The sequence below is a fragment of the Neisseria sp. 20925_1_37 genome (assembly GCF_041433255.1).
Lineage (GTDB): Bacteria > Pseudomonadota > Gammaproteobacteria > Burkholderiales > Neisseriaceae > Neisseria > Neisseria flavescens_D.
This window is the reverse complement of the sequence record NZ_JAPWBC010000015.1, coordinates 1-13672: the sequence shown is the minus strand read 5'-3', so window position 1 is coordinate 13672 and position 13672 is coordinate 1. Positions and strand designations below refer to the sequence as shown.

At 47.7% G+C, this 13672-nt stretch carries 13 protein-coding genes and 2 pseudogenes; 5 read left to right on the top strand and 10 right to left on the bottom strand.

Annotated features, from left to right (window positions below):
- Positions 1-10: 10 nt before the first annotated feature.
- From O3661_RS09770 to O3661_RS09750, 5 genes are all read right to left on the bottom strand, one after another.
- Positions 11-352, bottom strand: coding sequence for a zinc-binding dehydrogenase (locus O3661_RS09770; protein WP_371493275.1), 342 nt, complete (start codon positions 350-352; stop codon positions 11-13).
- Positions 353-538: 186 nt separating this feature from the next.
- Positions 539-874, bottom strand: a complete 336-nt coding sequence (locus O3661_RS09765; RefSeq protein ID WP_049357864.1) for a thioredoxin family protein — start codon at positions 872-874, stop codon at positions 539-541.
- A 92-nt stretch (positions 875-966) separates the two neighbouring features.
- The gene (locus O3661_RS09760; protein ID WP_371493272.1) at positions 967-1467 is read right to left on the bottom strand and encodes an OsmC family protein; all 501 of its coding nucleotides are present in this window, start codon (positions 1465-1467) and stop codon (positions 967-969) included.
- A 46-nt stretch (positions 1468-1513) separates the two neighbouring features.
- Positions 1514-1819: an aldo/keto reductase gene (locus O3661_RS09755; protein ID WP_371493270.1), complete on the bottom strand. Its 306-nt coding sequence runs from the start codon at positions 1817-1819 to the stop codon at positions 1514-1516.
- Positions 1819-2397: an NAD(P)H-dependent oxidoreductase gene (locus O3661_RS09750; protein ID WP_107723279.1), complete on the bottom strand. Its 579-nt coding sequence runs from the start codon at positions 2395-2397 to the stop codon at positions 1819-1821. Before O3661_RS09750 ends, O3661_RS09755 begins: the two co-directional genes overlap by 1 nt.
- A 177-nt stretch (positions 2398-2574) precedes the next feature.
- On the opposite strand from O3661_RS09750, the gene O3661_RS09745 reads away from it, so the two are divergent.
- Positions 2575-3465, top strand: a complete 891-nt coding sequence (locus tag O3661_RS09745; RefSeq protein WP_371493268.1) for a LysR family transcriptional regulator — start codon at positions 2575-2577, stop codon at positions 3463-3465.
- A 34-nt stretch (positions 3466-3499) separates the two neighbouring features.
- Here O3661_RS09745 and O3661_RS09740 read toward each other — a convergent pair whose 3' ends face one another.
- Positions 3500-4159, bottom strand: a complete 660-nt coding sequence (locus tag O3661_RS09740) for a LysR substrate-binding domain-containing protein (RefSeq protein ID WP_371493266.1) — start codon at positions 4157-4159, stop codon at positions 3500-3502.
- Between the two features lie 83 nt (positions 4160-4242).
- On the opposite strand from O3661_RS09740, the pseudogene O3661_RS09735 reads away from it, so the two are divergent.
- Positions 4243-4878: pseudogene (locus tag O3661_RS09735) on the top strand (TonB-dependent receptor); the annotation flags it as partial.
- A gap of 218 nt (positions 4879-5096) precedes the next feature.
- Here O3661_RS09735 and nadC read toward each other — a convergent pair.
- Together nadC and O3661_RS09725 are read right to left on the bottom strand one after the other, a co-directional pair.
- Positions 5097-5978, bottom strand: a complete 882-nt coding sequence (gene nadC / locus O3661_RS09730) for a carboxylating nicotinate-nucleotide diphosphorylase (protein ID WP_371493264.1) — start codon at positions 5976-5978, stop codon at positions 5097-5099.
- 75 nt (positions 5979-6053) lie between these two features.
- Positions 6054-6992 (bottom strand): hypothetical protein, encoded by a 939-nt coding sequence (locus tag O3661_RS09725; RefSeq protein WP_371493262.1) that lies wholly within the window; start codon positions 6990-6992, stop codon positions 6054-6056.
- Between the two features lie 157 nt (positions 6993-7149).
- Between O3661_RS09725 and nadA the strand changes: the two genes are divergently transcribed.
- Positions 7150-8262 carry a quinolinate synthase NadA gene (gene nadA, locus O3661_RS09720; RefSeq protein ID WP_371493260.1) on the top strand — a complete coding sequence of 371 codons (1113 nt, stop codon included), beginning with the start codon at positions 7150-7152 and terminating at the stop codon, positions 8260-8262.
- Positions 8263-8313: 51 nt separating this feature from the next.
- Positions 8314-9822, top strand: a complete 1509-nt coding sequence (gene nadB / locus O3661_RS09715; RefSeq protein ID WP_371493259.1) for an L-aspartate oxidase — start codon at positions 8314-8316, stop codon at positions 9820-9822.
- A gap of 788 nt (positions 9823-10610) precedes the next feature.
- Here nadB and O3661_RS09710 read toward each other — a convergent pair.
- Positions 10611-11936 carry a lipase gene (locus O3661_RS09710; RefSeq protein WP_371493257.1) on the bottom strand — a complete coding sequence of 442 codons (1326 nt, stop codon included), beginning with the start codon at positions 11934-11936 and terminating at the stop codon, positions 10611-10613.
- Positions 11933-12601, bottom strand: a complete 669-nt coding sequence (locus O3661_RS09705; RefSeq protein WP_371493255.1) for a hypothetical protein — start codon at positions 12599-12601, stop codon at positions 11933-11935. The genes O3661_RS09710 and O3661_RS09705 overlap by 4 nt, the downstream gene beginning before the upstream one ends.
- Before the next feature lie 509 nt (positions 12602-13110).
- Between O3661_RS09705 and O3661_RS09700 the strand changes: the two are divergent.
- Positions 13111-13672, top strand: a pseudogene (locus O3661_RS09700) (phosphoenolpyruvate synthase); the annotation flags it as partial.

The following is a 13672-nucleotide window of genomic DNA, read 5'->3' as shown; positions in this document are numbered from 1 at the left end:
GTGTTACTCCTTATTGATTGAGCAAAGTGAAATCCAACATCACTTTCCCAATATGCGTGCCTTTGTCCATTTCTATATGGGCTTTTGCTACGTCTTTAAAATCAAATACTTGATGAATAATCGGTTTGCCGATTTCACCATTGCTGAGTTTTTCCCAGAGCTCGTTGCGTAAGGATTGGGTGATTTCTGCCTTAATAAAATCAATGCCCATTTCTGACAGTTTTTGTACTACCTGCACCGATTCGCTTTCGTCAAAACCGCCTTTTTGGAAGTCCGCCGAATTGAGTTTTACGCCTACCAAGAAATCTTTGCCCACGGCGGCGCGGATGAGTGTGCAGTTGTTGCATGTCATGTACTCCTTTGAGCGATTCAGCACGTTTCTAGTTGTCCAGAAAAGGGGCTTTCAACGAAATGAAAACAAGAAAACGTTTCGTAATAAAGAGCGGTCAAATTTTTAAGTGTTTTGCAAATTATCTTAAAAATTTGACCACTTGCATCATTATCAAGACCGCAGCCGTCTGAAACATTGATAGACCGGTTACTGATGTTCGCTTTCTGCTACTTTTGTCCATTTTGCCAATGTCTGCTTCATCTGTGCCTGAGGGATGAAGCGGGCCATCCGTTCTACTTCCTTGCCTTGATAAAACAGCAGCCATGCAGGTGCGGTCAGCACGTGGAAACGTCCGGCCATTTCGGGTATTTCAGCAATATCGGCTTTTACGGCATACACATTTCCTTCCTCCGCCAAAGCTGAGTCAAGCTGGGCGGCCACGACCGTACAAACACCGCAGATTGGAGCTTTGATGTACAGTGATACTAAAGGGTGTGTGGCGATGGCCTGTTCGATGTCTTTCAGAGTGTGTAGTTGTTGCATGTCATGTACTCCTTTGAGCGATTAAGCACGTTTCAAGTTGTCTAGAAAAGGGGCTTTCAACGAAATGAAAACAAGAAAACGTTTTGAGTCGTCTAGATTTTTTCCACAACCACTTTTGCCCGCGCTTTCAGGCTGTTCAACACTGGCGAGGTGGCGGCGGAGCGGTCGGCGAAATTTTGCAGGGTAGGAAGGTCGGCGTCGGCTTTTACTTTTACGGTTAGCACCAGATTATCCAGTCCGCCGTAGCCATCTTCCATGCCGAACAGTTTGGCCATGTCGATACCGCCACTCGCGGATATTTCAAACTGTTCCAGTTTCACGCCTGCCTGTGCTGCTTGCAACTCGAAACCTATGGAGCAGCAGCCTGCAGCAGCGCCGATCAGGTATGCCATCGGACTTGGGGCGGCGTTTTCACCGCCCATGTTTTTCGGTTCGTCTGTGGTAAAGGCAGGGAAGCGGCGCACGGAGATTTCGTTCTTCGTGCCGGATACCCAGCGCGAATCGGCGCGTAATGCTGCCTTGCCTTTTGTATGGTCGTTTTCAACCGCTGCCATGGTAGTTCGGAAACGTTCGATATCTAACCCGTTAATCATGTTTTGTCCTTTCATATGATGAATTGCAGATGGTTTTTCGCTACACTTACACGCCCGTTTTCCACGCGGAGATGCGCTTCAAATTATCCACCGTGTCGTGATTGACGATGGCGGCGAACGTGCCGTCCAGTTTGGCAATTTCGGCTTTGTCTTCATCGCTGAGAGCAAAATCAAAGACGTTCAAGTTTTCCGCCATACGTTCGGGTTTGGTGGATTTTGCCAATACAATGATGCCACGTTCCACCAGCCAGCGGGTAATCACTTGCGCCACGGATTTGCCATATTTCGTACCAATTAGCGACTGACAAAATGGTGGGCAAAAGCCCACCGCTTCAAGTTGATGTTTTATCATTAACCGAACACTTTTTTCAAATGTGCTTGGTAGTCTGCGAAGTATTGTTCTACTTGTGGATTTTTAACTACATCGTTACATGTAAATGTCGGTAGACGGGTCAAACCGATAAACTCGTTGAGTTTGTGGAAAGGCATGTACACAGCATCCACATCTTTGCCTTCAAAGAAGTCGCCTTCACGGGTGAACGCTTCAATCGGCGCATTCCAAGTAAGCGAAAGCATGTGTTTTTTGCCTTGCAATAAACCACCTGTACCGAAGCCTTCGGTCGGGCTGACACGATGACGGCCATCACTGTGGTAAAGCTTGCCGTGTCCAGCGATAAATACTTCGTCTATGTATTTCTTCACTGTCCAAGGCTCGTGCATCCACCAAACAGGCATCTGCCAAATCACGGCATCCATCCACAAGAATTTTTCGATTTCTGCCTCAATATCATAGCCAGCATCAATCACAGTTTCTTTTACATTGTGTCCAAGTGCGGTCAAAACTTCTTTTGCTTTTTTGTGAAGCGTGTGGTTTAACTCACCATGAGAATGGCCGAAAGCTTTACCACCGTTTAATAATAAAATGTTCATTTTAACTCCTAGAATAAATAATTTATAAAAAAGGGATGTGATGTTTGCGGATATTGTCTTCTGTTTACTCTCATGAAAGTGCAGTCATTTTATGATTTGTTTTTATTGAGATAAATATGGTTTAGCTTTATGATGTAATGAATTAAATTCACTAATAAAAGAGGGTTTAAAGAGAAAATGCAGAACTTTAACGAACTGAATTATTTTTTGACGTTGGCGCAAACACAGAGTTTTGTAAAAGCGGGACAGCTTTTGGGGATTTCTTCTTCGGCATTGAGCCACAGCATGAAAAATTTAGAAACGCGGCTAAATTTGCGCCTGTTCAACCGCACTACGCGCAATGTATCGCTGACCGAAGCGGGGCAGCAGCTTTTCGACCAACTTTCCCCACTTTATCAAGCCATAAACCAAGAAGTCGATGCATTAAATGATTTTTTGAATACGCCATCGGGATTGATTCGCATCAACGCCCCGTCGATGGCAGCGGAAGCCGTGTTGTATCCAAAATTAAAGCCGATTTTGAACCAATACCCGAAAATCCGCTTGGAAATCGTGGTGGACGATCGTTGGGCAGATATTGTGGAAGAAGGATTTGATATGGGCGTTCGGTTAGGTAACAAGGTAGCGAAAGAGATGATTGCGGTGCCGATTTCTGCGCCGCTCAAAATGGTATTGGTTGCCTCGCCCGATTATTTGGCGCAACACGGTTCACCGAAAAATATTGATGATCTGCAACAGCACCGCCTTATCGGCATAAAACTCTCCGCTGAACACGGCACGGAGATGCAGTGGGAATTCAAATACAAAAAAGAGCTGATTACGTTCACGCCAAAATCGCAGTTTTCCATCAACAATCATCTGCGTCTGCAAGCCGTTTCAGACGGCCTTGGCATCACTTGGCTACCACATATTATCGCCGCAGATGCACTCCATTCTGGGCACCTGGTCGAGCTGTTGCCTGAGTATGCTATGACTTACGAACCGCTTTACCTCTATTACCCCAGCCGCCGCGGGCATTCCAATGTGTTTAAGCTGATTGTGGATGCGTTAAAAGTAAAAGCCGTTTGAAATTTCAGACGGCCTTTTTAATAACAAAGTGCGGTCAATTTTCAGCGCTTTTTATCAATCCCTTTCCTTCACCAAAACAACGTATTAAGCAATCCAATACGGTGCGTACTTTTGCTGATTGTGTGCGATGTGCGGTGGTGGCGTAAAGGGTGCGGGTGGGGAGTTTGTGTTCAGGTAATACAACACTTAGCTGACCATTTTCTATCAAAGGTGCCACATCGCCAGAAAGCAACACCGTCATTCCCATACCGGCACAGGCATATTCGCGTGCGACCAGTGAAGAATCTGGGCAATCGGTGCGATTTTCGGGCAGCGTTTCAGGTAGCCCTAAACACTTGAAGGCGTGTAGCAGGACATTGCTATTGTGATTGAGCCAGTCGGCATTGAGTAAATCTTGTGGCTGGGCAATGGGGTGTTTGTGCAAATAGTCTGGCGAAGCACAAATCAAGGTTTGCCATTGTGCCAATGGGCGCGCGATGCTGTCAGGATCGTCAGGATGTAAAACAACGCGGATAGCGATATCGGTATCGTTTTGTAAATCCACCAAGTAGTTGTTTTCATTGAGTATTAAGCGAATTTTTGGGTAGCGATGGCGTAAGGTTTGCACGGTACGTTTCATCGGTTCAACCGCGCTATAACCGGTCGGTAGGCTGATGCGGACTTCGCCTTTCGGTTCGGTTTGCAAAATGCCCATTTCGCGCTCAACGGCATCGTACCAGTCGGTTAATTGACGGGCGTATATAACCGTTTCGTCGATCCTCTCGGCAAACCATTTATATCGACAGGGACGACAATCTCGAATTCGAACAATTCGACAGGCAAATCCGCAGTGGTGCCGAGCTGTCCACCCGCTTCGATACCGGACGCGTCTTCGGCAGCCTGAACGTATTCCGTAGTCTGAAAAACAAAATGTGCGACGAAACCTTCCAATGGTCGACTGTGACTGCGGGAGATGTCGATGCAACATATTTTGCTCAAACTGGCAAAACCATGAGCCGCCCTGTCTGCAATCACGGAGGTTTGAGCGATTCGGGCTATCTGGCAAGCGCGCTCCAACCGCGCTGGTCGATTGATGTCGAATTGGGCAGCCGCTTCCTTGCCAACAGGCTGGAAACAGGCGTGCGCCTTCATTACCACAGCCGTGTCTATGAAAACCGCAACGATGCATGGCAAGCCTTCTATGACACATTCAACCAATATATGGGAAGCAACCACAAACCCCAGCATAACGATATGCGTTGGCAGCCTGTCGCCGTATGGGACGCCTATTTGCGCTACAAAATCGGCAAAAATCTGACCGCCGAACTTGTGGGCAGCAACCTGACCAACCGCTACTACCTCGACCCAATGAGCCGTTCCTATATGCCTGCACCTGGGCGGACAATACGCATTGGGATAACTGGAAAATGGTGATGATCAATTAATCATTTTGGGAGTAAAAAGCCGTCTGAACATTGGGTTTCAGACGGCTTTTTACATGATGGCTTAGTTATGCCCTACTCTTTCATGTTATATGAAGGTTGAAGCTAACCTGCATAATTTTTATATCTTCTGCTTTGGAAGCAAAAAGGCTGCTTGAAAATAAAACGTCTATATTTCAGACGGCCTTTGCTTTATAGCAAACTCGAAATTTAAGCCACGAAATCCAATCCTATATCCAACGAATGGCTGCTGTGGGTCAGATAGCCGAGGGCGATGCCGTCCACGCCGGTTTGCGCCACGCGTTTCAGGCGGTCAAAACCGATGCCGCCCGATGCTTCGCAATAGACGGTGTGTGGGTGGGCGGTTTGTGTGTGGCAGCGGTTTGCCGCTTCTTTCAAAGTTTCGTCGTCCATATTATCCAGCAAAATCCGTTCCGCGCCCGCCGCGATGGCTTCGTCCAGTTGTGCCAATGTGTCCACTTCGATTTCCACGCAGGTCAACGGTCCGACCGCCTGTTTTGCCTGCTGCACAGCTTGGGCGATGCTGCCGCAATAGGCAAGGTGGTTATCTTTGATGAGGATGGCGTCGTCCAAGCCCATGCGGTGGTTCACTCCCCCACCTGCTCTGACGGCGTATTTTTGCAGGACGCGCAGCAGGGGGATGGTTTTGCGGCTGCACACGATGTCTGTGCCGTATTCAGCGACTTCGGCTACTGCGCGAGCGGTGGCGGTAGCGATGCCGCTTAAGTGCGTGAGGTAGTTGAGCGCGGTGCGTTCGGCGGCGAGCAGCGCGCGAGCGTTTCCTTCGACGGCGGCAAGCGTCTGACCTGCGCGAACGGCTTGCCCGTCTTGAATTTCAGCTTGGAAACGGACGGACGGATTCATCGTCTGAAAGGCAAGACGCGCCAAGTCCATGCCTGCGATTATGCCGTCCTCACGACTGTTCAGGAAAAGTTTGGCAGTTTTATCGGGAGCGATGACAGCTGCGGACGTAATATCTCCTCGCCTACCCAGATCTTCGCTTAAGGCTTGTTCTACCATGGGGCGCAACAGGGTATCGGGTAGAGGAAGAAGATTGTTTTCAGACGACATGAAGGTTCCTTTGTTAAAAAATATTGATATTTGCCTGATGGGGCAAAATTTAATTTGAGGCCGTCTGAAAATCAGTTAGTGGCTACCCAGCGGCAGTCCAATATCAGAAATCAGCTGATCGGGCAGAACGTCATCTCGGAAGCGGTAAAGCTGTGCAGGACGACCTTTACTGCCTGATACGCCGGTATCTGACGGCTCGATAAGGTTCTGCTGCTGAATCTGGCGGCGGAAGTTTTGCTTATGCAACAATCTGCCGCTGATGGCTTCGACGCTGTTTTGCAGTTGCAGCAGTGTGAATTCGGGCGGCATCAGTTCAAAAATCACGGGGCGGTATTTGATTTTGGCTCGTAGGCGGGATAAGGCTGTTGCCAGTACGCGGCGGTGGTCGTGGAGCATGGGCTGCCCCGTGAGCGCGAAGTCGAAGTTTGCCTGCGGCTCGGCGGCTTCCGCTATCAGGCCGCTTTCATACAGCATTTCGTAGCGTTGCAAAACGTATTCTTCCGACCAGTTTTCAGGTTCTACACCCCAGCACAAATGAATGCGCTTGAGCCGCTTCTGGCGCACTTCCTCCGTATCCGCCGAGTTTGCCCAAATGCGTAGGCAGCTGACGATGGTATCGCGCTGTCCGCTGTCAGTACGCAAATCTTCCCACGGAAAATAGCAGTAGCAGTCCTGCCATTTCGCATCGGGATGAAGGATGCTGTCGGCCGCTTCGCGCACCAGTCCCAAATAGCTGACGTATAAGACAGGCAGGCCTTGCTCGTTTTGACGGCGCGTATCTACAAACGTATAAAGCTGTTCTACATAGCCCATGGGCTGCGATGTCTGCTTGGCGACCCACATTCTGACCCCTGCCTGCAAGGAGTGGCGAAACGGTGCAAGCAGGCCGTTGGGCAGCAGCGAGCCTTGGGCAACAGTCAAAACCCTCAAGCTGCCGTTTGTAATGGCGATCAGTACAGGAACAAGCTCGACGATACTTTGCGTATTGGCTGCTGTTTCAGGATAGGCATCCATGCGTGGCTTTCATTCAAGAGAAAACCTTATTGTAAACCAAAGCGGTTTTCAGACGACCTTGCTTATTATACTCAAATTGAGCATAATATAAAAACTATTTCCAAACATAGACAGCAAACCTTTATGCCGTCTGAAAAACCAGCCATAAGGAAGCCTCATGCAAACCGCCGCCCGCCGTTCGTTCGATTACGATATGCCCCTCATCCAAACGCCGACTTCCGCCTGCCAAATCCGTCAGGCGTGGGCAAAGGTTGCCGACACGCCCGACCGCGAAACAGCAGGCCGTCTGAAAGATGAAATCAAGGCTTTGCTGAAGGAGAAAAACGCGGTCTTGGTGGCACATTATTACGTCGATCCGCTGATTCAGGATTTGGCTTTGGAAACAGGCGGATGCGTGGGCGATTCGTTGGAGATGGCGCGCTTCGGTGCGGAACACGAAGCCAGTACATTGGTGGTGGCGGGTGTGCGCTTCATGGGCGAGAGCGCGAAAATCCTCTGCCCTGAAAAAACAGTGTTAATGCCTGATTTGGAAGCGGAATGTTCTTTGGATTTGGGCTGCCCGGAAGAAGCGTTTTCAGCTTTTTGCGACCAACACCCCGACCGTACGGTGGTGGTATACGCCAACACTTCCGCCGCCGTGAAAGCGCGTGCCGACTGGGTGGTAACGTCTTCGGTGGCGTTAGAAATCGTGTCGTATCTGAAATCGCGCGGCGAGAAGCTGATTTGGGGGCCCGACCGCCATCTCGGCGACTACATCCGCCGCGAAACGGGTGCGGATATGCTGCTGTGGCAGGGTTCGTGCATCGTCCACAACGAATTCAAAGGGCAGGAGCTGGCGGCGTTGAAGGCGGAGCATCCCGACGCGGTGGTACTGGTTCATCCCGAATCGCCGCAAAGCGTCATCGAACTGGGTGACGTGGTCGGCTCGACCAGCAAATTGCTCAAAGCCGCCGTATCTCGTCCCGAAAAAAAATTCATTGTGGCGACCGATTTGGGCATCCTGCACGAAATGCAAAAGCAGGCGCCCGATAAAGAATTTATCGCCGCGCCGACGGCGGGCAACGGCGGAAGCTGCAAAAGCTGCGCGTTCTGCCCGTGGATGGCGATGAATTCGCTGGGTGGCATCAAACACGCCCTGACAAGCGGGCACAACGAAATCCTGATGGACAGAAAGCTGGGCGAAGCCGCCAAACTGCCTTTGCAGCGTATGCTCGACTTCGCGGCAGGGCTGAAGAAAAAAGATGTGTTCAACGGCATGGGCCCTGCCTGATTTGCCGTCCATATTGCCGTTTCAGACGACCTCTCAAACAAGGACAACACCATGCAAACCGATTGCGACGTATTGATTGCCGGAAACGGGCTGGCGGCATTGACGCTCGCCCTGTCGCTGCCTGAATCGTTCCGCATCGTCATTTTGTGCAAAAACCGGCTGGACGACACCGCCAGCCGTCATGCGCAAGGCGGGATTGCGGCGGCGTGGTCGGGAGAGGACGACATCGAAAAACACGTTGCCGATACTTTGGAAGCGGGCGCGGGCTTGTGCGACGAAGCCGCCGTCCGCACCATCCTGTCGCAGGGCAAACCGGCAATCGAATGGCTGCTGGCGCAGGGCGTGGCGTTCGACCAAAATAATAACGGCCTGCACCTGACGCGCGAAGGCGGGCATACCTGCCGCCGAATCGCCCACGTCGCCGACTACACGGGCGAAGCCGTCATGCAGAGCCTGATTGCCCAAATACGCCGCCGCCCGAACATCCGCGTTTGCGAGCGGCAGATGGCGTTGGACGTCCAAACCGAATCAGGCGCGGCATGCGGACTGACCGTCCTCGACCGCCGAACGCAAGAAACCTACCGCATCCGCGCCCGCCATACCGTACTCGCAGGCGGCGGCTTGGGACAGATTTACGCCGCCACCACCACGCCGCCCGAATGCACGGGCGACGCTATCGCCATGGCGATACGAGCAGGCTGCGCAGTCGAAAACCTCGAATTTATCCAATTTCACCCCACAGGCTTAGCAAGGCCGTCTGAAAACGGCCGCACCTTCCTGATTTCCGAAGCCGTGCGCGGCGAAGGCGGCATCCTGACCAACCAATCGGGCGAACGGTTTATGCCGCATTACGACCGCCGCGCTGAACTCGCGCCGCGCGACATCGTTGCCCGCGCCATCGCCGCCGAAATCGCCAAACAAACGCAAGACTTCGTCTCGCTCGACATCAGCCATCAACCCACAGCGTTCGTCCGTCAGCATTTCCCTTCCATCCATCGGCACTGCCTGTCCCAATGCGGCTTGGACATTACGCGCCAAGCCATCCCCGTCCGCCCCGTGCAACACTACACCTGCGGCGGCATCCAAACCGACCCCTGCGGCAGAACCTCCCTGCCGCAGCTCTACGCCTTGGGCGAGACCGCCTGCACAGGGCTGCACGGAGCCAACCGCCTCGCCAGCAACTCCCTGCTCGAATGCGTCGTGACCGCCAGACTTGCCGCCCAAACCATCGCGGACGGACAAGCGTTCCAAACCGCACCGTCCAAAAGGTCGTCTGAAAACCTCTCCGCTGAAGCAGGCATCTTTTCAGACGACCTCCAAAACACATTCAGCCGCCCCGTCCTGCAAGCCTTCAACCAACACCATCTAGGCATTCTCCGCAACGATACCGACCTGCGCCGCGCTATCGCCCAACTGAGGCTTTGGAAACAAAACCAAGCCGAGCCGCACACCGTGTCCGAATACGAAAACCGCAACCTGCTCGAATGCAGCCTCGCCGTCGCCCAAGCTGCATACAGGCGGAGACAGAACATCGGCGCGCATTTTAATAGTGATTGTTAAGGTTGATAGTGAAAAACATTTCTCCAATAAATAACGTCATTGACTGAAAAAGAAAAGGTTCACACATGATTAAGGAAAGATTGCAAGAAAATAGGAGAAACGGTGGAAACGGAAATGCAGGGATTGACGGTAGTTATAAGTGATAATAACTAATCAACAATGGTCTTTGCATTTTGTAGAGAGAAAAAAGATAGGATTAATGAAATAAGACCATCTAAACAGTTTTGAATAAGTTCAAACAAAGTTAGCACAATTCACTATCTTTGCCCTACTCTATTTCGTCAGGCTACTATTAATGATAGGTTCACAGTAAAATTAAGTAGCCAAATTTCTATCAAAACCTATTGATTTTATACTAAAAATTGGAGTACTATACGAAATCTTTTAAAATTAACTAATAGTTAACAAACAGGAATAAACAACGGCGATTGTTAGGTATAGGGAAAAACTACATAATTTATATTATGTTAAATTTATAATGCTAGTATTTTAGCCTGCTAAATTCTGTTTCGCTCAGTAGTACAATCACTTATAGAATCCAAGAATAAAAAAGCCACCTGAAATTTATCAGATGACTTTTTCTCTATTGATGCACACTAAATTCTCATTATAACGACTGGTTTTACGACGGTTTTGTTTCTTTTTTTCATACTACCTATGTCCCCTAACGGATTTAGGACATCTTTTTGACCAACATTTTCTATTCCACCCAAGGCATTTGCCAATTTTAAAATAGTGGCATCATAGTCCAAGTTCGTTACCGAACCGCGCCTTGGCGTCCATTTCTTTTACGACAAGCTCATACCTCGTGTCTGGGTTTGCGCTATCTGTCTTTGTTGTTCATCATATTCAAATTGCCGTGTAGCTTGTTGAATTTGATTCAAACTTTCTACTGCTGGTATAGAGGCAGATTCATTCATATGCATTCCAACACGATTCAGATGGGGGTTGAGTTCACCAATTAGATATTGATCTCCTTTCACACTGAACAGAGTGGCATTAGTCATTCCTTGTGATCTCCCTAAAGCAGTAAGAGCCATTACGGAATTTTGGAATTTTTCTTCATCAATAGGCAAACCGTTTTTCTCATGGTAAGCGGTCATATGCCCTTTGACAGAATCAAAAAGTTTTTGTGCCTCAGGTGGAAGAGATTGTGGGTTAAATGAAGCAACTGTCTGCATAAAATTGTACTGCTCTTCCTTATCATTCCAAGACATCAGGTTCGGATCTCTGTCAATTTTTTCCCGGATTTTCCGGTATATTTCTCGGGTTTCGCTTACACCTTTGCCTATTTTATGTAACGTGTTGCGGTAGTCATTAACATCATCTCTATAATCATTTATCATTTTTTTATTGCGTTCTGCCAATTCCAAAGCTGACTGATAATTGCGTTCTGAGAGTATTGAATTAATGCCTGTAAAATTACCAATGCCGTGTGCCCACCACACAGTTCCAATGGCTGCTGAAACAGTGTTCTTGGTATCTAGATGAGGTATGCCGGTACTTTCATTACTGTATCCATTCACTCGCAGCATAATTAATTCTGGTTGTTTAGCTAGAATGACCATTTTGCCGTAATGAGGAGCTGCTGCAGATACGACATCTGAGGCCAAGGCATAATTGATCACTTTATCTCCACCTTTGGGAATTCCATTTAACGCTGCTGCACCATAGGCATTAAAGGTGACGCCCTCCTGCTTGAAGTGATAAGATTGAATTTGAGCCAATGCCCCCCCGAGGGAATGACCAACTTGTGTAATGCTGGGTTGACTTTGTTCAGGATGTTTATTGTGAAATTTATCTGCTTCTTTTAGTGCCATCATAGTTAGTTTTGCTGCATCTTCTGCCTGGATATTGGCCTTATGGATGACCATTTTCAGATCAACTTTGGCATCCATCGCGGATGACGTCCCCCTATGGGCGACAACAATCTCATTGGTACGGACATCTTGATAAACTGCACCTTGGTAGTCTGTTGTTGGATTTTTATGGATCGCTAGGACTCTATAATGATTTCCACCAATAAGTAAGGTTTTATTAGGGGGGGTAACCACACGATCTTCATAGGAATCTTGAGCAAGGTCTGCATACTGTTGTTTACTTAGTCGAGTCATGGTTTAACTTCCTCTAGAGTAACGGTGATACTAAAAAAATCATTGTCATTATGAGGTCCCGCCCCATAGGCAGATAGGCTTTTTTCACCAAAATCCACATCAGGAGAATCTTCGCTTCCATATGGTAAACCATCTTTATTTTTATAATACGGATACCCTCGCTTCCAATAATATTTGGTCAGTGTTTTTTCTTTTTCAAGATTTTCCATTACATCGCTGATATTGAATTCAGTTTCTTCCTTTTTACCTGTCGCCTTAAATGAAGCTCCAAAATTTTCAGGCTTCCATTGGCAGACACCTTCTCCGAAATAATCTTCATCCAGTACAGCATCAGCATAGAAGAGTACTTCGTATTCATCATGTCCGACCAAATTCATTTTGATTGGAATATTTTTTTCAGGAGATGCCGTCGCACCTGCCAACCGACTAATGGTATAAGAACAATTTCTTGCTGCATAACCAATATACATATCGTTTATAGGTTTCATCGGCCCCGGTGCATTATTAATCTTAACCTTGACCCTGTATGGTTGTTTCGGCTCGGGGTTCAATTTGAAACGTGCTTCTGTTTGTTCTTGGACACTCATATTATTTCTCTCCGTACAAGCATTTAGGCTAAAAGTTGACAATAAAGCTGCAGATAGCAGCAGGATAAAAGGTTTCATCAGTAAAGTCCTTATTCAATATCATGAGCAAATTAAATATTAATTTAAGAAAACTTGATCAGGATACATTCATGTTCGTTGATTGTCTGATGCTTCAACGTATTTACCACATTACTCTAAATAGTGGTTATTATTGAGGTATATTATAACAATATTCAGACATCTTAACTAAGATGATACTGATGGTAAATAGATAGTGATTAATGGAGAAAATACAGTCTGAATGGTAATATTTAAGAAATATTGGAAACTCTACTTTACCTTATCCTATTCATCGTTTTTTTCTATTTCTTCTTCCTTCTTCTAAATTTCAATAACTTGTTTTAAAGTATTCAGGTCCATGAATATTTTAGGAGTGTTGACAATCTAAAAGGCCGTCTGAAATTACGTTTCAGACGGCCTACTTAATATCAGATGATAAAACTGATTTATCCAGGCAACAAACAGTTTGATTTAAATTTTTACCATAAGTATATTGCTTTCATCTGATTTGGATAACCGACAACATCATGAAACCTGCTTTTAGCCTCCCAATATTGTTTTTACTTTCAGCGTGCCGTCCTGAGGCTGAGACAGCCGACACGGCTGCACCAACGGCGCGTAAGCCTTCTTATTACGAGTCTGAAAAGCGTCAAACTGCAGCCACTCCAGTTAAAACACAAATTCCTGCGTTATCTGCAATCAAAAGCCAGGCCGATTTTGACTTACTTTCGCGTATCTATGATCAAGGTAGTGAATATGAAATTCCTCATATCCTTTTCCTCATCGATCGTGAAGACGACGGCCGTACCGACTACATCAATACTCCCAAATTTCGGCTGCATGAGCATTATCTGGCTACTATCTTGAAACCCATGCTGTCAAAAACTGAATTAAATCAACAATACCGTAGCCCTAACCGACGTTATCTGTTTGGTACTATCAGTTGGCAGAATAGTACTCAGGAATATGTTTATGAGTTTTGGGAAGGAGACAAAATCACGCCTGAATTGTTGAAATTGGCGGCAGGCCGTCTGAAAGACAGTTTCTACGCTCCGTTGCGTTATAAAACCAATTCTTTATGGCAGGAAA